This window comes from Gordonia alkaliphila, assembly GCF_039542465.1.
GTDB classification, from domain to species: Bacteria; Actinomycetota; Actinomycetes; order Mycobacteriales; family Mycobacteriaceae; genus Gordonia; species Gordonia alkaliphila.
On the sequence record NZ_BAABIE010000025.1, the window covers coordinates 1 to 18,489 of the forward strand.

Here is an 18,489-nt window from a genome sequence, read left to right on the forward strand (position 1 = left end):
TACGGAGGCACCCACCGAACATACCCGACCATTTAGTGCCCGAAACTGACCACCCGAACAGCCCTGGCCTGCACCGATCCAAGAACCGCCCCCGAAAATCAGCTCAGGAGGTCCAACTCAGGTCAGGCCGGCACGGAAGGCTACCCGTTCCGAGCTTCGGGTTCCCGGCCGGACGTCAACAACGTCCACCGCGTCTGCGGCAACCACGGCTTCGACGTACGACTGAACGTCGGCAAGGTCGGCACCACGCAGGTCTGCCTGTACGCGATCAATATCGGCGGAGGTGGCAATGTGCACCTCGGCTGCCGTGCGGTCAATATCGGTGATCCGCAGCCCAAGGGCGTGCTCGACGAAGTGACCGCGTACAGGGGTGGATTGGTGAAGGTGCGTGGCTGGAGCTTCGAACCGGACCAGACGCCGGCGTCGTTGCGGGTGCACGTCTACATCGGCCCGCAGCCCGGCCGCGCCGTTGCATCGGGGGCATTCGGCTGCCTGAAGCGTGGGGAATCGGCAGCAGTGGGTGGGCGGCAACGGCGGCCCAGTAGAGAAGGAGAGATGAAACGATGGAACTGAACGACGACTTCTTGGCTGACATCGGGCTGGCCGACCTTCCCGAGGCGCAACGCCTGCCCTTCCTCAAGCACGTGTACTCGACACTTGAGCAGCGGACCGGAGACGCCCTTTCCGAAGGGCTCACCGATGCGCAGCTGACCGAGTTCGAACGCCTCCTCGCCCGCGACGGTCCGACGGTCGTGGCCTGGTTGGAGAAGTGCGTGCCGGACTTCGCCACAGACCCGCTGTACCTCCAATTGCGCGATCGCCTGGATCCCAGTGTGAGCGACGCCGACCTGCTGTGCGAGTACGCGGCGGCGCAATGGGTGCGTATCAATCGGCCGAACTATGAGGACGTCGTGACGGGGATCTTGGCCGACATCAAGCGCGACATCATCGCGAACCGGGACAAGATCCTCGGCATCGGCTGACGGGGGCGTGGGGAATCGGTTCACAACCAGAAACGCCGACAGGTCAGGAGGCCTGAAATGAACCGCAACCCCCGTCCCACGCACGGACTCTCCCGCGCCATCAGCACCGCCCGCCGGGCGGCGCACCGCGTCCCCGCCTACGCGAAACACCTTGCCGCACATGGCAAGAACCTCGACGAGCTGACCGATCGGGAGCACTTCGAGGCGCTTCCGCCGGTCACGAAGGAGGAGTACATCCGGGTCAACGTTCCCGCCGATCTCGTGTGGGACGGCGACCTGGGGCGGGCCGGTGCCTGGTCGGCGAGCTCCGGCTCCTCCGGTGAACCGACCTTCTGGCCGCGCGCCCAGGCGGCGCGCGACGACGCGGCGCAGGCACACGGACGGATCTTCACCGAATCGTTCGACACCCGCGCGGTGACGACGCTCGTCGTGGACGCCTTCGCGATGGGCACGTGGATCGGCGGCACGTATACGTATACGGCCGTGCAGGATCTCGCCGAGCGCGGCCACCAGGTCAGTGTCGTGACGCCCGGCATCGAGGTGACCACGGTGTTGAACTGCCTCGAGTACCTCGGTCCGCAGTTCGATCAGGTGATCCTCGCCGGGTACCCGCCGGTGATCAAGGACGTGCTCGACGCGGCGTCGACGAATCTGCGCAAGGTGGGGCTTCTGCTCGCCGGCGAGGGCGTCAGCGAGGCCATGCGCGACTACTTCCTGAATCGTCTCGACGCCTACGACCGTCCCGAACGCGTCTGTTTGATCTACGGCACCGCCGACGCCGGCCTGATGGGGCACGAGACGCCCGAGACGATCGCCATCCGGCGGGCGGCGCGGCCGGGCAGCGACCTGGCCGGGGCGCTGTTCGGTGCCGACAAGGTGATCCCGACCTTCGTCGAGTACGACCCGGAACGACGCTATGTGGAGGTCGACGACGACGGCCTGCTCTACTTCACCGTCGACACCGCACTCCCGCTGATCCGGTATCGGCTGGGCGATCGCGGCGAGCTGCACTCCGGTGATCAGCTCGCCGGGCTCCTGTGCGAGGCCGGTCGCGCGGATCTCGCGGCACCGCTCGATCCGCGCGGATCCTTCCTCCTCCTGCGCGATCGGATCGACGTGGCGGCGACCTTCTACGGCGCCAACCTCTACGCCGAGCACCTCAAGCCGGCCATGCTGGCACCCGCGGTGGTCCGGGAGGTCAGCGGACGCTTCAGCCTGTCGGTCGACGAGGACGCCGATCTGCGCCCGCAGCTGCAGGTCGTCGTCGAAGCGATGGGTTCGTCGATCGCCGACGATCTGGCAGACCGCCTCACCACGGTCTGCCGGGACGCACTCGCCGAGCACAACACCGAATACCGGCGTCTGGTGGCCGAATACGGACCGGTCGCCGACCCCCGGATCAGCGTGGTCCCGCGCGGCGTCCAGTCGTCCGGACCCAGCATCAAGCAGAAATGGATCGAGGCCAACTGATGATCGAAATTCTTCACCCCGACGAGGACGCTGCACGGATCGCGGAGCTGCGGTCCCGGGACTTCACCTGGGTCGACGGCTGGGACACCGCGCTCGCCGAACTCCGCGTCCTGCGTGAGTTCGATTCGGCGGCAACGGTTTTCGCCGGTGCCGGAGCCGTCTCGTTCGACGAACACCACCTGGACGCCGCGAGCCGGTACGTGGTGTATCCGTGGCGGCGCACCGTGGTGCGTCTTCCGGACGCGGACCTGTTCTATCGACTGCGGACCACCCGGAATCGCTACCTCATCACCGACGACGAACAGCGCCGATGGGAGTCGGCGCCGGTTGCGGTGGCCGGGCTCAGTGTCGGCGGATCGGTCCTGTACACCTGTGCGCTGACCGGTGCGCGAACCCTGCGTATCGCCGACCCGGACGTGCTGGGCCCGAGCAACCTGAACCGATTGTCCGGCTCGGTGTGCGACCTCGGCGTCGCCAAGTCAACGCTGGCCGCGCGGCGCGTGCTGGAGTTGGATCCGTACGTCTCGCTCGACGTCCACCCCGAGGGGTACACCGCAGAGAACGCGGACCGGTTCCTCGGCGGTGCGGCCGTCGTGCTGGAAGAGATGGACGATCTGCGACGCAAGATCGAACTGCGGGTGGCAGCGCGCGAACGTCGGGTACCCGTCGTGATGGTGACCGACGACGGGGACGGCGTGATCGTCGACGTCGAGCGGTTCGACCTCGACGCCGACTATCCGCTCCTGCACGGACGGGCCGAAGAGCTCAGCGAGCTGAGCCCGGAGGAGTTCGACGACCCGTCCAGGCGCGTCGAACTGGCGGGGGCGATCGTCGGTGACGACATCACCGCCCGCATGCGCTACTCCCTCGGCGAGGTAGGTCGGAGCATTCCGTCGTGGCCGCAACTGGGCACCGCCGCGACCGTCGCCGGCGCGGTCGGTGGCATGCTGGCCCGCCGGATCGCGGTCGGCGACGACCTTCCCTCGGGCCGGGCGTACCTACGCCTCGGGGAACTGATCGGAGTGCTTCAGTAGCGGGGTACTGCTCACAATCGCCGAAGATCAGTTCCGCAGCGCCTGCTTTATGTAGAGAAGCACATCGTTGAAGTGCAGGTGTGACAACTCCGGCCAGGGCTCGGGCACGGGCGGCCCTTCGATGAGTACGGGGGAAATCGTCGGTGAGATTGAGCTGTCCGGCATGTTGGCCAGCCGTAACGCTTCGCCAGCCTCACGCTTCACCCATTCAGAACTCTTCGCCGCCTCCGACCAGAATAGGAGGAACAGGTCGCAGTGCTGGATTTCTTCGTACAGGCGCTCCTTCCAGCGTTCGCCCGGACTGAGGCTGAGCACATCCTGGAACACATCGATGCCGACCTCGCGGAGCATCTGGACTCGGGAAAGGACCTCTGCGCGATCACTGCTTTCATAGGAGATGAAGACGCGCCGATAACGAACACCTTGGCCGTCGACCATCGAATTCGACGAGTCAGTGGTGGCTTCGAAGGCTTGCATCCATTTGAGTGCGCCGATAAGCACGCCCTCCAGGGAGACACTGATAGTTGAGTTGATGGCCTTCGAGGTGAATCCCGGTGGTGCCGCAACAAAGAACTGAACGGCGGAAGTCTTGCCCTTCCACATCAGCGTTTGCGTCGGTTCATCGATCTCCACGCCCGGCATGCTGAGAGTAACTGCCAGCGGCGCATTGTGCGGGATCGGAAGTGCCAGAGTCTTGTGCCCGCGCCGGGTGGCCTCGGGGTCGGCTTCGAGGGCGAGATCAGCAGCGGACTCGAATTCGTCCGGAGCGTGCAAGAGTGCCTGTACCAGGAAGTGTTCGGCGCGCGGAGCCGTCGACGGTGCAAAGACGGCGACTTCGACGTCCTCGCCACCGCTCATGCTCGGAAGAGCTTCAGCCTCCAGGTCTTCGATCGGCGTCGCTTGCAGCGATCCGGCCGGTCGGCCGACCGCGGTTCCGGCGCTGGCGGAACTGCGAGTGGTGGGAGTCTCGGCCGAGGTCAGCAGATCCTGCTCCCACTCGGGCAGCGGCTCGCCGCTGCCGGCCTCGGGCTTGGTGTCGCCACCGGACTGGCCGGCACGTGCCTGCAGGCCCTCGGCGACAGCCGAGGCGATGACGCGGGTCAGCAGCGCGGTGCTGCGGATGGCATCGTCGTTCGCCGGGATCGGGTAGTCGACGACGTCCGGGTCGCAGTTGGTGTCCAGGATCGCGATGACCGGGATGTTCAGCTTGCGCGCCTCGCCGACGGCGATGTGCTCCTTGTTGGTGTCGACCACCCACATGGCCGAGGGAACCTTGGCCATGTCGCGGATACCACCGAGGGTGCGCTCGAGCTTGTTCTTCTCACGCGTCAGCATGAGAACTTCCTTCTTGGTACGACCCTCGAAGCCACCGGTCTGCTCCATCGCTTCCAGCTCCTTCATGCGCTGGAGACGCTTGTGCACGGTGTTGAAGTTGGTGAGCATGCCACCGAGCCAACGCTGGTTCACGTACGGCATGCCGACGCGGGTCGCCTCAGCGGCGATCGACTCCTGGGCCTGCTTCTTGGTGCCGACGAACAGGACGGTGCCGCCGTGGGCGACGGTCTCCTTGACGAACTCGTAGGCGCGATCGATGTAGGTCAGCGTCTGCTGCAGATCGATGATGTAGATGCCGTTGCGGTCCGTGAAGATGAAGCGCTTCATCTTCGGGTTCCAGCGACGGGTCTGATGTCCGAAGTGCGCGCCGCTGTCGAGCAGCTGCCGCATGGTCACGACTGCCATGGGTATTCCTTCCCGTTCGATGCAAGCGGCTACCGCCGTCGCTTCCAGTCTATTCTTCGGTCGACGCTGATTCCGCTATCTTGCTGGCTCGGATCGGGTGGCCCGCGGTCGTCAGGCAACGGCCGGTAGCCAGGTCCCATTTCCAGGAGTGGAGGCTGCAGGTGATGACGCCGTCTTCGACGTCCCCGGTCATGGTCAGATCCGCGCGCAGGTGCGGGCATCGACGCTGAACTCGCCAGCCATCGATCTCAACTTCTTCGGTCTGATCGCCCTGCTCGGCGTACCAGTTCTCCACGTATTCGATGCGGTCCCGCGATAGGCACTTGAAGAACGTGTAAATGAACTCGTTGAACTTGCCGACGCGCCCCGCCTCGAACTGCATTGACAGAAAGATCGAGTTCGACCAGTCGATCTCCCGCTCCTTGATGTTGGTGGAGACGATGTCTGCCGGGATGGTGAACCAATAGTTGGTCGATTCGCCCGCGTACTCGCGAACCTCCGCGTTCGGGAAATCGACAACCATGTCCAGGTCGCCGATGAGGAATCGGACCGGGCCGCCGACGCCGTCGCGGATAGTTTTCGCGCGCCGAAGCAGGGGCTCGAACCACCGCTTCAGTCGGGCGAGCATCTTGTCGGGCGGCAGGACCGCCGCGCGCGACGCTTCTTCTGCGGAGATCTCATCCTGGCGGGTACTGCGCTGAGTCTCGAAGTAGTCCCATTTGTGCTCGAACATCTCGGCGATCTCTTCGTCGGTGAAGAGGGTTTGCTCTACGGAGAGCTCCTTGCCCTCAATCGTCACAACGGTACCGGGAATGAACACATGGCCCTTGTATTTCGGGGCCTCGGCTTCCATGCGAGCGATGAAGTCCACCTGGTCCGTGAAGATCGAGTCGTTCTCCTGGCCGTCGCCGTTATAGCGAAACAGCTCGTCGCGCAGGAACATCGGCGGTCCCGCCATGGGGAAGACGTTAGGCGCATCCACTTTATTGATGTAGTGCATTGCACGGGTGTGCTGTGCTTCGCGCTTCAGATGCGCGAAATTCTGTTTCGCCTCGCCGGGTAGGTCGTACACCATGGGCCACCAGATGGCGCCGGAGAACTGCGTGAAATAGGCATCTGGCTTGGAGAACGCGAGCAGTGCCTCGAGGTCCAGCGGATGCGAATCGTTTTGATTGAGAATGCTGGCCGTGCCGTCGTCGATGGACAGGCTCGAGTCGCCGATCGGCCCGTCAGAAGGCGCCCTCAGCGGCGTGATCATCAGACGCAGGGAACCATCTTCGATGATTTGTCCTGCTTCGGTGTAGATGATGTTCTCATAGCCGAGTTTGCGAATATCCTTTTCGAGATCATCCGTCGGATACTCCGGCAGCAGCACCTTGATGTCCTTAGGCACGTATTTTTCGAGCAGCCACGGATCAAAGTGGTCGCGGTGCCGGTGCGAGATATACAGGTAGTCTGCATTCCCGTAGTGTTGCCAATCCAGGCTGCGATTGTCTGGGAATGGGAACCATGAACCGTAGAAAGCCGATTTGACCCACGGATCGCAAAGAATTGTTCCCCCTGAGGTCTCGATGAACATTCCCGCGTGGCCGAGGCCGGTGATCCGCATGGTTCCTCCTGAAGCGACGATATTCATGAAGTATACCGAAGCCTCGGACGAGACTTACCGCGGTGGCCGGGTGTGGTCTGGTCGGCCGGCGAAGATCTGCCTGACTGCCGGGCCCGGGGAAGTGGTCGAAGGTCCGAGCGGAAGTCGTGTCGATGCTCGAGCGTCGTCCGATCGGAGGAACCTTCCGAGTCGGGACGGTGGCACGCCAGCGCGGTACTAAAATGAGGCGATCGTGAGGGCTCTTCGCAGGTGGAGGGCGCGGCCCGGGGTTTCGCAGGCGGCCTGACGGGAGACTCACATCGACGAGCAGAGGACGGACTGGGTGGAGCGATCGGCGGCAGGGCGGGCGGATGACCTCAGGGAGGTCTGCGACACCCTGAAAAAGCGCGATGCGAAGCGGGCGGCACTGACTGCGGCGCTTCCGACTATCCGCGAATCCTACGATCATGTTCGCCGGGTTTCTTTCGAGATGACCGACGCGGCCGAGATCAACGAATTGGTGGTCCCGCCCGATGAATTGGTGGTGGAACTCCGACTACTCGGCTGGGCGATATACGAAGCGACTCGCGTTGCGGTTAATGACATAAAACCGGCCTACGCGGCTTTGGAACGCGCGGAGCAGGAAGTCTCCCTGGCTGCGGTGGAGCAGATCAAAGAGCTGGCTCATCTCGCTCAGACCCTGCCGTGGCCCGAGTTCAGTTTGCGCGCGCTGGGTGCTGTGCGCTGTCTCGCGCTGGCGCATTCGAAGAAGGACACGGTGGACGGCTATGTGGATGCCTGGCTCATTCATGAGGCATTGGACAAGCTGGTCACCCGCCGTACCGATGAGATCAATTCGGGTGTCTGGAGTGATTCACCGCATCAGCCGGATCTCAAGGGTGACGCGTATGAACTCGCCGAGCAACATCACCTTGCGCAGGCCGGCACCGCGTGCCGAGAGCCGGAGCTGGATTTGTGTCGGTGGGTGGAGTGGGTCGAAAGCGGCTTACGCGACGACGACGATCAGGATGAGACGATCATCCGCTTGAGCTTGAGGCTGCAGCTGGGAATTATGAGCGGTGAGCGGGCGATGGACCTGGTGGATACCGTTGTCGACGAGTACGAGATTCCGGCGAATAAGGACGAAAAACGTCTCCTCGGACCGAACTCGAAGCAGAATCCGGCGATCATGACCGCCCGGGCATACCTGTTGTTGCTCCCGATGTGTCCGAGGCTGGCCGACTACGAGCTGCCGCCTCCGGGGGAGGTGGAGGGCTGGGACGAGTACACCCAGGAGCTGATCCGAGGATTCGAGAAGGCTTATGCGCAGATCGAGGAGGCGCATCCGCGGCTGCTGACGCACTCGCGGTCGCTGGATCCCGCACATCTTCGGTCGATCATCCAGCTTCGCCTGACCTATCTGCTGTTGTTCCCGGGACGTCGGCTCGGCACGGAACTCGCGGCGGCGGAGGTCGGTGAGGGGTGTGATCTCGACGACCTCGACAGCCTATCGGCGTGGTTGGCGGGGCAGCGTGCCGATGCGAATGTCATCGGAAGTGTGAACATGCCGGAGTACCTGCTCGGAATCGACGAGTTACGTGGGGATGAGGAGTATCGGGTGTGGCGCGAGCGATGGCCGATGCTCGACCGATTCGGGGACGAGCCCGGACGGGACGAGCGGTGGCGGCGAGATTAGCGGATTCGCGACAGTGACGGCACCGGATCCCGGCCGCGCCCGCCTCGTCCGCCGCTGCCTGCAACGCTACGAAATGCTGATGACAGCGCACCAGGCGGAGACCGCGACTCGGATCGGGCAGGGCGGACGTACACAGGCCTCGCCCGATGAGGATGCGCTCCAACGGGCAGCGTCCATTAGTCTTGCGCGGATCAGCGAGTCGACTGCCGCGTACGACACGACCAAGCGCGTCGAGGGACTGATTCATGCCGCGTCGATTGCGCTGGTCACGGACCACATGGGCGACACGCGGCGCAAGTGGTACGACGAGAAGTCGATCCGGGATCTGCTGTCCGAGGTGCCGCAGCCGGACCTCTCGTGGGCGCCGGGAGGCAATGCCTCGCCGACGGCCACGAACCTTCTGGAATTTGCACTGAACCTCCTGGGTCACTTCTCGCATGACGGGCAGGCAATCGAGCGTCGAGTCGACTATCTCGAACTTCGAGTGGTGGTCCTACTCGCGTGGATTCGTGCGGGTCGGCTGGAGTCCGACCCGGGTGGCCGCTGGTCGGAGTCCTTGCGCCACCGTCACGACGAACTGGTGATCCCGGCGAGCGGACTGGAGCACTACCGCTGGAGATTCGAATACGAGCGGATCGCGGCGCTGTGCGCCGCGGGATCGGTCGAAGAGATCGACGCATACCTGGAGCAGTCCGATCCCTCGTCGCGCAAGGAACTCGGTCGGATCGCCGAGGATTGGTCTCGGGGAAAGGTCCTCTTCGGACGATCGGTGGCCCAGTACCTCTCCGGTGCGACGTCGCCCGCCGAACTCCTCGAAGCACTGACCCACGAGATTCCGGACGCGCTGTACGCCGGGAAGAACGACTCGGTGGGATATCTCATCCACCAACTCAACGCGAAGCTCTGCGCCATGGACGTGGCGAGCAGTGCGGCCGGTGAGGCCGGGGCCGGCGCCGTGATGCGCCTGGCCCAGGAGGCGATGGCCGATATCGAACTGATCATGAAGCGGTGGCGAATTCTAGCGCGTAGCAGCAGTTCGTTGACCTCGATGCTGCTCGCGTGCCTCGGAGATATCGCGGTGGTCTGTGCGGCGCATCCGGCGCTCGGTAGTGAGACCGGGTTCAGGTTGGCCACGATGGTGAAGCAGTCATCCCTGATGCACCTCCTTCGGGATCCGGCCGTTGAGCTGCCCAAAGTGGTCCGCAGGCAGTTGGTTCGGATCAACGAGCAAGAACAGTTGCTCTGGGACCCGAACATCGAGTCTGAGGCAAGGGAAGCGGTACGTGCCGATTACGAGGCGGCACTCGAGCGGGCGATGGCGACGCACGCAGACATCGCCAAGCTTGAGAAGAAGGTGCTCTCGGCACTCGGTCCACTGATGATCGACATGAACGGACTCACGGACGGCGCGCCCGACGACGTCCGCAGCAGACTGGGCGGTGCCGAGGCCCTGGACTTCGTCTGGATCGCGACGAGTGCCAATCCTTCCGCGAAGCGATGGTTCCGGACACACATCAGCGCGACCGGGGGGTTCACGTTTACCGGACCGCACAGGCCGTTCCCGCGAAAACGTGCGCAGGGTCAGGCATCGCTGGCCTGGTTGCGAAGCCTGTCGCAGCTTCTCCTCCCGCCCGGATTGGTTGCCGCGGAGGAGACGACGTTGCTCATCTCGCCCCATCAAGCACACGATGAGGTTCCCTGGCCGGCACTCCTGGTCGGGGACGCACACTTGGCGGAGCGGTGCTCGGTCGCCCTGGTGCCCAGCCTGCCGAACCTTGCACGCGAAAGCGTCGGACCGGCCTCGGGCCCGGGGCTCGCCCAACTCGTGGAGCAGGGGATGAAGAACGGCCGCCCGCACGGCCAGCGGCTGCGACTCGATGCCGAGCTGGCGAGCTGGGGTTATGCGCCATTGCCCGGTGAGCACGTTCATACGCTGCGGGATGCGACCGGTCGCAACAGTCAGCGGCTCGACTCGGGCGACATCGCCACGCTCTTGCGGCGGCACTCGGAGAGCACGGGATTTCTGCACATCGCAGCGCATTGCAGCGGTAAAGGGATCCGCCAGACCATCAACCTCCCTCACGATCTGACCGTGTCGCAGGCCTTCGGCCTGCCGTGGCCGCCGTCGGTGCTGCTGGCGACCTGCTATTCCGGTCAGCTCGGGGAGGACAGCGAACCGCTGGCACTGTCTGTCGCGGTGTTACTCGGAGGCGCAACCGCGGTGGTTGCGGGGATCGGCGAGATCGCCGATAGCGTTGCCGGCTTTCTATCGAGCCGGATCGTCGCGGCAGTGCGTGAGGGTACGGAACTCTCCCTGCCGGATCTGCTCCGTGCTGCTCAGCGCGCTGCCATCGCCGAGCAGCTGGACCCTGGCGAGTGGGGACGCCTGGTAGCGTACGTCCGAGGTAACGGCGCGGAAGTGGGAGACACCGAAATGCCTCACGGTGCAAGGGAGTCGGTCGGCGAGAGCACCTCGTGCTGAAGGAACTGCTCGGGAGCTCACTGCCCGTCGACGCGGACAGCGGCGAACGATCGGCGCGGGTATTCGACTTTGTCGCACGCTGGGTTTTCAGCGAACCGATGCGCAATCTTCTCGAAGAGTTCGGGGAGACCCTGCCGGCACGCGGCGCTATTCCGGAGGCTCCGGAAGGTGACGGCGAATTCCTCACGGGAAAAGAGTTTCCGTCCTGGCTCGCCGGCGTGGTGCGGGGCACTGCGGCGCACGCGTTCTTGACCCCCGAGCAGCTCGATACCCTCCGTCGGATGGTTGCCGCGGAGCAGGTTGCTGCGGAGCTGTTCGATTTCCGGGGACGGGGCGCTAAGGGGTATCGCGAGCGGCACCATGCTGCGGTGGCCGATTTCTCCGAAGACCGCCGGAAGATCGTTCGAGAGATTACGGCGCAGCTGGGACTCGTTGACCCATCGGTTCCGAGGTACACCCGATACGACAAGACGCTTATCCTCGGTGGCGGATACAATTCCCCGCAATTGCGTTCGAAGTATGCCAGTCAACTCGCGGAGCGGCACAATCTCGGTGAGCTCTATTTTCTCGGGAGCCCGCGATTCCTCCTCGCCGAGCCGCCCGAGGCGGCTGCCGTGGAATATTACGCTCCGGCTGCGCGCGACGAATTCGATCTCATGCTCGGGGCGGCGGTTCATGAGTTTCCGCTGAAAGCTGCGAACCCGGTCTTTGTCTGTGGATGCAGTCGGACCGATGTCTTGTGCCCGAACTGGGTTTCCCTGTTCGGCGAACCCGGGGACACTCCGTTCGCCTACACGCACGAGCGTATCGCGGACTTGCACGGCCCCGAGGGCGAGGCGCGCGGGCTGGTTCTGTCGGCGCACACGAGTCAGCCCCCGAATCGGCCGGACACCTCGGACACCTTCGCGCTGTGGACAAAGGTGGCCGAGCCGCGCCACGCGGAGCGGGTGCTGATTGTCACGGCCCAGGTCTTTGTGCCGTTCCAGGCTTTTGACGGTGTGCGGCGCCTCTATTTGCCGCATGGCCTCGAGGTCGACGCTGTGGGATTCGGCGAGGGGTGGAAGGAGCGGACGCTGACCGCGGAATACCTGCTGCAGGAAACGCTCTCTGCGATCCGCTCCGCTCGGCGGCTCCTCGTCGATGCGGCGGGAGTCTTGCGCGACGAGGAGCCTCTGGGCGGCTAGTAACATGGCGCCCGTGACTATCACTTTCGCCGAGCTGACGACGATGCGTGTCGGCGGGCCTGTCGACGACTACGTGCCGGTTGAGGAGACTGCGGAGCTGATCGACGTGGTACGCCACTTCGATGCCGCGGAAACTCCACTCATGATCATCGGTGATGGGTCCAACCTCGTGGTCGGCGACATCGGATTTCGCGGAGCAGTGATCCACGTTCAGACCTCTGGTATCTCGGTGTCCGGCGATCGTGTTTCTGTGGAAGCGGGAACTCTGTGGGACTCAGTGGTCGCGGCGACGATCGATAACGGTCTTGCCGGTCTGGAACCGTTGTCGGGAATTCCCGGATCAACCGGTGCGACACCGGTGCAGAATGTCGGTGCGTACGGCGCGTTGATGTCGACTTTCCTGACGCATGTCCGTGCCTTTGATCGCACCACCGGGACGGTGGTGGACATTCCCGTCGAGGACTGCGGATTCGGCAGTCACCGCAAGTCGCTTTTCAAGAGGAATCCGCGCTACGTCGTTCTGTCTGTCAGTTTCGAACTGCCGCGGGATGAGTTATCGCAGCCGATCTCGTATGCGGGCCTAGCGCAGCGATTGGGCGTCGAGCTTGGAGAACGCGTACGCGTCGCGGAACTGCGTGAGGCGGTCCTCTCGTTGCGACGGGAGCGCGCCATGTTGCTGGACCCGGCCGATCACGACACCTGGAGCGTCGGGTCGTTCTTTGTGAATCCGGTTCTCGACGAAGTGCCGCAGCAGGCAAGCGAATGTCCCACGTATCCGGACGTCGCCGGCACCAAACTTCCCGCTGCGTGGTTGATCGAGAACGCGGGATTCCCCCGCGGCTACGGGGCCGAATGGGGCAACGGTCGTGTCCGGTTGTCGGGCCGACACACCTTGGCGGTGACCAATCGAGGTGGTGCCACCACGTCCGATGTCATGGCGTTCGCCGCCCACATCCGCGACGGAGTGGAATCCGCGTTCGGTGTGCGGCTCGGCCCGGAATGCGACTTGATCAACTGTTCCTTCGACGACCCGCCGACAGACGTGTGACGCGCTGACGCCGACGACGAGGACGAGCGGGCCGCACCGTCGTTCGGCGAACCGGTCCCTGCCGATCCAGGTACTCCGAGAGGACCCCGGGTGTGGGGAATCGGATAAGTGATAGTGCTGAACGCGTTCGGCGTCGTACATAAGCGCTGCGCTTTAGACTGCTCGCCGAGGAGGGCGAACCCGATGAAATGTTTGAATCCGCCGGTGGTTCCTGTCCTGGTGGAGCACGCGGCCGAGGTTGACTTGGTCATCCCGCTGGAAGGTATCGGGCGGAACGCGATTCTGACGGCGTACTTCCGGTCCATGCCGAAACCGATGCCGGATCGCAAGATCGTGAAGGAGCACCTGCTGTCGTGGGCCGGCAAGCTGGGCGCGGCGAAATGGTTCCGCGACGAGTATCCCCGCACCGGGACGATCCTGCGTGACCGAAATGTGCGCGTGCAGGAGCCCCAGACCGCGCAGGTGATCGAGCTCTGTGCCGAGTACATCGATCCGCTCGCTCGCTACTCGGCGGGTTGGGTCAACAGCCTGGCCGCCCTCAAGCCGAGTGGATTACGGCGGGACGTGTCCAACGCGCTTCGCGATGCCAGTCGGCTGGCCGCGGGAGCGGTGCGCACTGCGATGGCCAACCCACCCTCAGTCCAGGCCTCGGCCGCGTCGCTGACCTCATTCCTTGAGGACCAGTCGGGCCGGCACGAGGCCGACGAGCAGACGGCGCTGAACGCATATGTGACCAAGTTGGTGAGCGTGCTGGGGGACGGCCACGGCTACGGCGTCACGCTGTCTCCGGAGGAAAGCGAAGCGGTGGCGAAGCACCGTGACATGTTGACCGAGCTCGGGGCTCGCGACACCGCCGTGGATGAAGCAACCCTCCGCAAGCTGCGAAGCGAGATCAAGAAGGCACTCGAAGCGGTCGTCGAGTCCGATGCGAGATTGCAGCGCCACCCCGACGTCGGTATCGCGTTCGAGTCGATTCTCACCACGTGCGTGAACCATCGACTCAACGGGCGCGCCGTCCGTGCGATTCGGCCGTCGGACTTCCTGCGTCGTATCAAAGGACGGGGCGTCAGCGCGCTGAAGATGCGAGAGGGAGAACTGCCCGATGAGGAGCGGGTCGCGGGCCCGTCGCTCGGCGTCCCGGGGGAGCCGGGGGCGGCGCAGATCGTCGGCCTCGGTGATCTATTGGCGCTGGCGATTGCCGATCTGGACTCCGACGAAGAACTGCGACTCGGCGATGCACTGTGCTGGGAAGCCGAATTCGTCCGCAGCGAACTGCTCGCTGAACTCGGCGGAGAGCACCACGGCGACGTGGGTCGGAAGCTGTTTCGGGTGCGTACCCGGGAAGCGTGGACTGCGGAGCAGCCGAAGAACTCGCGCAATCGCGCTGCGGCCGCGGCGGTGATCGACTGTGAAGCTCTAATGCGAGGGCTGATCGCGCGAGCGCAACGACGGCTCCTGGAGGAACAGGAAGGAGGAGAGCTGTGATGTGGGGAACCGTTCAGAGCACTGCCGACGGCAGCATCTCGTGGCACGCCGATACGGGGGTGGCGCTGGGGCCGATCCTGTTCCACAGCAATGGAATCCGATTCATCGTCGATGCGGCCGCGCCTGCGCACATCGTCGGCCTGGCCGCAGTGGATGCCGCGGCGCTGCGCGCACGCGCCCACTGGTTCGCGGATGCCGCCGCCGTCGCCGCCATTGCCGATGCCGCCGACGGTGATCGTGCCGCGGCACCGATTGCCGGTGCCGCGCTCGTGCGGCAAGCGACCGTGTGCGCGGTAGACGCTGTCCACCTCGGGGACCTCGACGAAGCCGTCCTGCTCCTGGATCACGCGCATGCTGCGGCCGCCGCCGGCGACTACCAGCGGGGCGCAGGGCGATATGCCTTGGCTCGGGTCGTCGTCGAACGTCTCGTTGAGGACATCGAGGTGCAGGATTACCTGGGCCCGTTCAACGCACGGCTTCTGGAAGTGGTTGCGACCGCTCCCGACGGGGTGTTCACCGACGTGGAACGCGGGGAGATCACCGACGAGCTGCGTGGCCGACTGGAGCGCACCGAGGCTCCGTGGCAGGTCATCCTCGGTGCGGGTCTGGCGCGCGATGAACTGGCGTCCACGCTCGGAGGTGGTGACACCGCGGTCGCTGAATCGGCAGATCTGGGACTTCTCCCGCCGCGCTTGCTGGAATTCGACGGTCCGGATACGCCGGAGATAGCGGTGACGCCGATGCCGGACGCGGTCCACCTGTCGGCGCAACTGCGGGGCACCGTCGACCTCGATGGGGCCGAAGCCAACCAGGTCTTCGCGGTTGTCGCCGATCGGCGGACCGGAGACCTCTTGTCGCACGCGCCGATGCGGGTGGTGGGGGACCGACTCGACGCGACGGTGCGCCTGCACGGGATCGATCCGGCGACCGTGCGGTGCGGACTGATCGGGGCCGATACCGCCCTTGACGCGCTGCGCCTGGACGACGTCGGTGCGGCCCTGACTGGCATCGACCGTCAGTGCCGGTACGCCTGGTCGGAGCATCGTCGGGCGGGCGCGATGCTGGCGGCGACGGATTTCTCCGCGACCGAAAGTCAGCTCGTGGAGGTGGTCGACCTCGCTGCGCAGGCGCGCAAAGCCGCCGAACGAGAAATGCGATCGGCGGTGCGACGGGTCGGGCGGTTGGCGAAGGCCGCGACAGCGGACACGGCGGAAGGACTGGCTGCCTACGCTGCGGCCGTGGGCCGGTTGGCGGAGCAGATCTCGTCTGTTCCGGCCGTCGACGGGCCGGACGGACCGATTCTCGCCGAGCTCCATGAAGTCGCCCTGGGATGACCGCGGTGCCGACCGGGCGCCCGACCGCCGCGGTGCTGCTGGTGCGCGCATTCGACGCCGACGCCACCTACCTGTCGTTTCGCTGGATCGATGATCCGGACAATCCGCAGGTGCACGTGGTGGAAGCGGGGCAGCGGGACGCCCTGATGCGGCACCTCGATGCGGGTTTGATCGGCGGCTCCGACGAGCAGACCGCGGATCAGGCCCGCCAGGCGGTGACCGGCATGCTCACCGACGCGATTTCCGAGGAAGCGATGAGCCGGCGCCTCGGCCGAGTGCTCCTGCCCGCGCGGGTTCGGCGGTCATTGGTTGCGAGGGCGGCCGACGGCGCCGTTCGCGTGCAGATCACGCCGAGTCGAGCCTTGGCCAGAGTGCCGTGGGAGCTGCTCGTCGTCGATGACCACCACCGCTTGATCGAACTCGCCGATGTGGTCTACGAACCCCCCGCCGCCATCCACGTCGGGCGCAGTCGGCTTCCGGAGCCGTGGAGTGCGGTCCAAGGCCGACCGGTCTGCTACTTGGTGGATCCCCGATTGCCGAGCAAGACGGGTATGGGGCAGGTGCTGTGGCAGCGGTCCGGCAGCCCGGCCGAAGACCTGTTCCTCGAACGCATCGAGCAGTGCGAGGTCACCGCCGGCTCGGGGATCGGGGAGGACGTGAATCGCTGGGAACTCCAGGAGGATCTCGCGGAACGGCCGCGGCGCCTGTTCTACTTCGGACATGTCTCGTCGACCCTGGACCAACCGGGGTCGTCGTCGCTGCACATCGGTGACACGGTCGACGTCTGGGGACTCGCGGAACCGATGAACGACGCGCACCGTCCGTTGTCGGCGCTGGATCTGCTGCTGGGCACGTCGTCGCCGGAGCTCGGCCCAGACGAACTGCACCGGCCGGCGCCTCCGCGTTCGGGCGCCCAACTATGGCCCATGCCGCCGCGAGTGGCATTGATTGCCTGTGAGGGCGGTGCCGACTACCGCAGTTCGGAGACGTTCGGCCTGGTCACCGTGATGTTCTCGGCGGGGGCCGAGGTGGTTGTCACCACGCGATGGGCGCTGCCGTCGGATCGAGCCTTCGCCGAGTTCGCCGGGGTCACTACGGTGCCGGGCCCGACGTTGGAGCTGGCACTGGCGGTGGACCTGACGCAGGAGGAAGGTGATCCGGCCGCCGCGCTCGCGCGCTGGCAGCGTGGCAAGCTCGAGGAGTGGCGAGCCGCGCCGGGGCCGGCCACCTCGCCGTTGACCTGGGCAGCGGTGGGGGCGCACGTGTGCCCGCCACGGTCCGTGGTCTACCGGGAGGAGATCTAGTGGTGGACGCGTACGCGACCGGGGTGGTGCGTTGATGTTCGTGGACTTCAGTGCATCGGGCGGGTGGCTGCCGCATCTTCTGGTGGATCCGTTCGTCGTCTTTCCCGGAACCGAAGACGCGCAGATCGTAGATGGCGGTCTGCAACAGGCGTTGGATCGGTTGGCGGGAGAGGCCGCCGAGTATGACGCGGCCGACGACAAGAGGGGATGGGCGGGAGCCCTGACCGACTTCGCCGGGGTGGCGGTGCAACTGGGCCTGTACGACGTCGCGGAGCGGTCGCTGACCGCGGTCCTCACCGAAGCCGACTTCACGCGGTTGGACGATGACGTCGTCGCCGAAGCTCGGATGACGTTGGCCAATCTCTACTGTGCCACCGGCCACGGGGAGGTGGCCGAAAAGGACTTGCGTGCGCATCTCGGGCGCTATCCGGACGAGTCGTTTCAGGCGGCTACCTTCCGGGAGTCGTTGGGGGTGCTCTACGCGGAGAGTCAGCGGGAGCATCTGGCGATTCCGGAACTGCGGGCCGCGATCAGGATCTATCAGAAGCTCGGTGAATCGGTGCGGCTTCTGGAAGCGCAAGCCAGCCTCGCCTGGGTGCTGTTGGCGACTGGCGACGATGCCGTCGGTAGCGAGTTGCTGTTCGCGGTGCGAGCGCAGTTCGTGCAGATGCGCCGCCCCGAACGGGTCGCGGCGTGCGACTACAACTGGGCCAATTTCCTGGTGAACCAGGGGCGGTTCGACGAGGCCGACGAGTACTTCGCGGCGGCTGCGACCGGACTGACCGCTGCCGGAATGCACCACCAATTGGCGAATCTCCAGTGGAACAGGGTGCGGCGTCTCAAGGCGGAGGCGCAGCGGTGGGACGGGATCGACCGTGACCTGCAGCGGGAATTACGACGTGATGCCGCCGACACCGCGATTTCGGCACTGATCGCCGGCGAGTATGAGCGGCTCCAGTTCGACGACGTGGGGCGGAGGATCAACTGGATGCGACACCTCAGCGATCGAACCACCGGTCAAGTCCCGGGTAGTGGTGTAACTGGTTTCTGATCCTTCGTTGGTGATCAGGCGGGTAGTTCCATCAGTGGATCGGTGCTCACCTCCGTCTGCGAGTCGGTGTCGGTGGTCGGGGTGAGTCGG

Annotated in this window: 14 protein-coding genes and 1 pseudogene; 11 read left to right on the top strand and 4 right to left on the bottom strand. The window is 65.1% G+C overall.

Annotated features, from left to right (window positions below; all coding sequences use genetic code 11):
* Positions 1-117 precede the first annotated feature (117 nt).
* A complete protein-coding gene (locus tag ABD989_RS17060) occupies positions 118-438 on the bottom strand; it encodes a hypothetical protein (protein WP_345314409.1) in 321 nt (106 codons plus the stop codon).
* A gap of 125 nt (positions 439-563) precedes the next feature.
* On the opposite strand from ABD989_RS17060, the gene ABD989_RS17065 reads away from it, so the two are divergent.
* Genes ABD989_RS17065 through ABD989_RS17075 form a run of 3 tightly spaced genes read left to right on the top strand, consistent with a single transcriptional unit; the run spans position 564 to position 3,487 of the window.
* Positions 564-983, top strand: coding sequence for a DUF5663 domain-containing protein (locus ABD989_RS17065; protein ID WP_345314410.1), 420 nt, complete (start codon positions 564-566; stop codon positions 981-983).
* A gap of 57 nt (positions 984-1,040) precedes the next feature.
* Positions 1,041-2,453, top strand: a complete 1,413-nt coding sequence (locus tag ABD989_RS17070) for a phenylacetate--CoA ligase family protein (protein ID WP_345314411.1) — start codon at positions 1,041-1,043, stop codon at positions 2,451-2,453.
* Positions 2,453-3,487, top strand: a complete 1,035-nt coding sequence (locus ABD989_RS17075; RefSeq protein WP_345314412.1) for a ThiF family adenylyltransferase — start codon at positions 2,453-2,455, stop codon at positions 3,485-3,487. Before ABD989_RS17070 ends, ABD989_RS17075 begins: the two co-directional genes overlap by 1 nt.
* A gap of 27 nt (positions 3,488-3,514) precedes the next feature.
* On the opposite strand, the gene ABD989_RS17080 is transcribed toward ABD989_RS17075, so the two are convergent.
* From ABD989_RS17080 to ABD989_RS17090, 3 genes and pseudogenes are all read right to left on the bottom strand, one after another.
* Positions 3,515-4,345: a toll/interleukin-1 receptor domain-containing protein gene (locus ABD989_RS17080; RefSeq protein ID WP_345314422.1), complete on the bottom strand. Its 831-nt coding sequence runs from the start codon at positions 4,343-4,345 to the stop codon at positions 3,515-3,517.
* A 110-nt stretch (positions 4,346-4,455) separates the two neighbouring features.
* A pseudogene (gene rpsB / locus ABD989_RS17085) lies at positions 4,456-5,227 on the bottom strand (30S ribosomal protein S2); the annotation flags it as partial.
* A 49-nt stretch (positions 5,228-5,276) separates the two neighbouring features.
* Positions 5,277-6,836 carry a Rieske 2Fe-2S domain-containing protein gene (locus ABD989_RS17090; RefSeq protein ID WP_345314413.1) on the bottom strand — a complete coding sequence of 520 codons (1,560 nt, stop codon included), beginning with the start codon at positions 6,834-6,836 and terminating at the stop codon, positions 5,277-5,279.
* A gap of 322 nt (positions 6,837-7,158) precedes the next feature.
* Here ABD989_RS17090 and ABD989_RS17095 point away from each other — a divergent pair, with 322 nt between their 5' ends.
* The 8 genes from ABD989_RS17095 (at position 7,159) to ABD989_RS17130 (ending at position 18,399) form a co-directional block, all read left to right on the top strand.
* The gene (locus ABD989_RS17095; protein ID WP_345314414.1) at positions 7,159-8,511 is read left to right on the top strand and encodes a hypothetical protein; all 1,353 of its coding nucleotides are present in this window, start codon (positions 7,159-7,161) and stop codon (positions 8,509-8,511) included.
* 13 nt (positions 8,512-8,524) lie between these two features.
* Positions 8,525-10,993: a CHAT domain-containing protein gene (locus tag ABD989_RS17100; RefSeq protein ID WP_345314415.1), complete on the top strand. Its 2,469-nt coding sequence runs from the start codon at positions 8,525-8,527 to the stop codon at positions 10,991-10,993.
* The gene (locus ABD989_RS17105) at positions 10,987-12,177 is read left to right on the top strand and encodes a hypothetical protein (RefSeq protein ID WP_345314416.1); all 1,191 of its coding nucleotides are present in this window, start codon (positions 10,987-10,989) and stop codon (positions 12,175-12,177) included. Before ABD989_RS17100 ends, ABD989_RS17105 begins: the two co-directional genes overlap by 7 nt.
* Positions 12,178-12,190: 13 nt before the next feature.
* The gene (locus tag ABD989_RS17110) at positions 12,191-13,225 is read left to right on the top strand and encodes a UDP-N-acetylmuramate dehydrogenase (RefSeq protein WP_345314417.1); all 1,035 of its coding nucleotides are present in this window, start codon (positions 12,191-12,193) and stop codon (positions 13,223-13,225) included.
* Positions 13,226-13,417: 192 nt separating this feature from the next.
* A complete protein-coding gene (locus ABD989_RS17115) occupies positions 13,418-14,710 on the top strand; it encodes a hypothetical protein (protein WP_345314418.1) in 1,293 nt (430 codons plus the stop codon).
* Positions 14,710-16,044, top strand: coding sequence for a hypothetical protein (locus tag ABD989_RS17120; protein WP_345314419.1), 1,335 nt, complete (start codon positions 14,710-14,712; stop codon positions 16,042-16,044). Before ABD989_RS17115 ends, ABD989_RS17120 begins: the two co-directional genes overlap by 1 nt.
* On the top strand, positions 16,041-17,348 hold the full coding sequence (locus ABD989_RS17125; RefSeq protein ID WP_345314420.1) for a CHAT domain-containing protein: 1,308 nt from the start codon (positions 16,041-16,043) through the stop codon (positions 17,346-17,348). The genes ABD989_RS17120 and ABD989_RS17125 overlap by 4 nt, the downstream gene beginning before the upstream one ends.
* A 34-nt stretch (positions 17,349-17,382) precedes the next feature.
* The gene (locus ABD989_RS17130) at positions 17,383-18,399 is read left to right on the top strand and encodes a tetratricopeptide repeat protein (RefSeq protein ID WP_345314421.1); all 1,017 of its coding nucleotides are present in this window, start codon (positions 17,383-17,385) and stop codon (positions 18,397-18,399) included.
* Positions 18,400-18,489 lie beyond the last annotated feature (90 nt).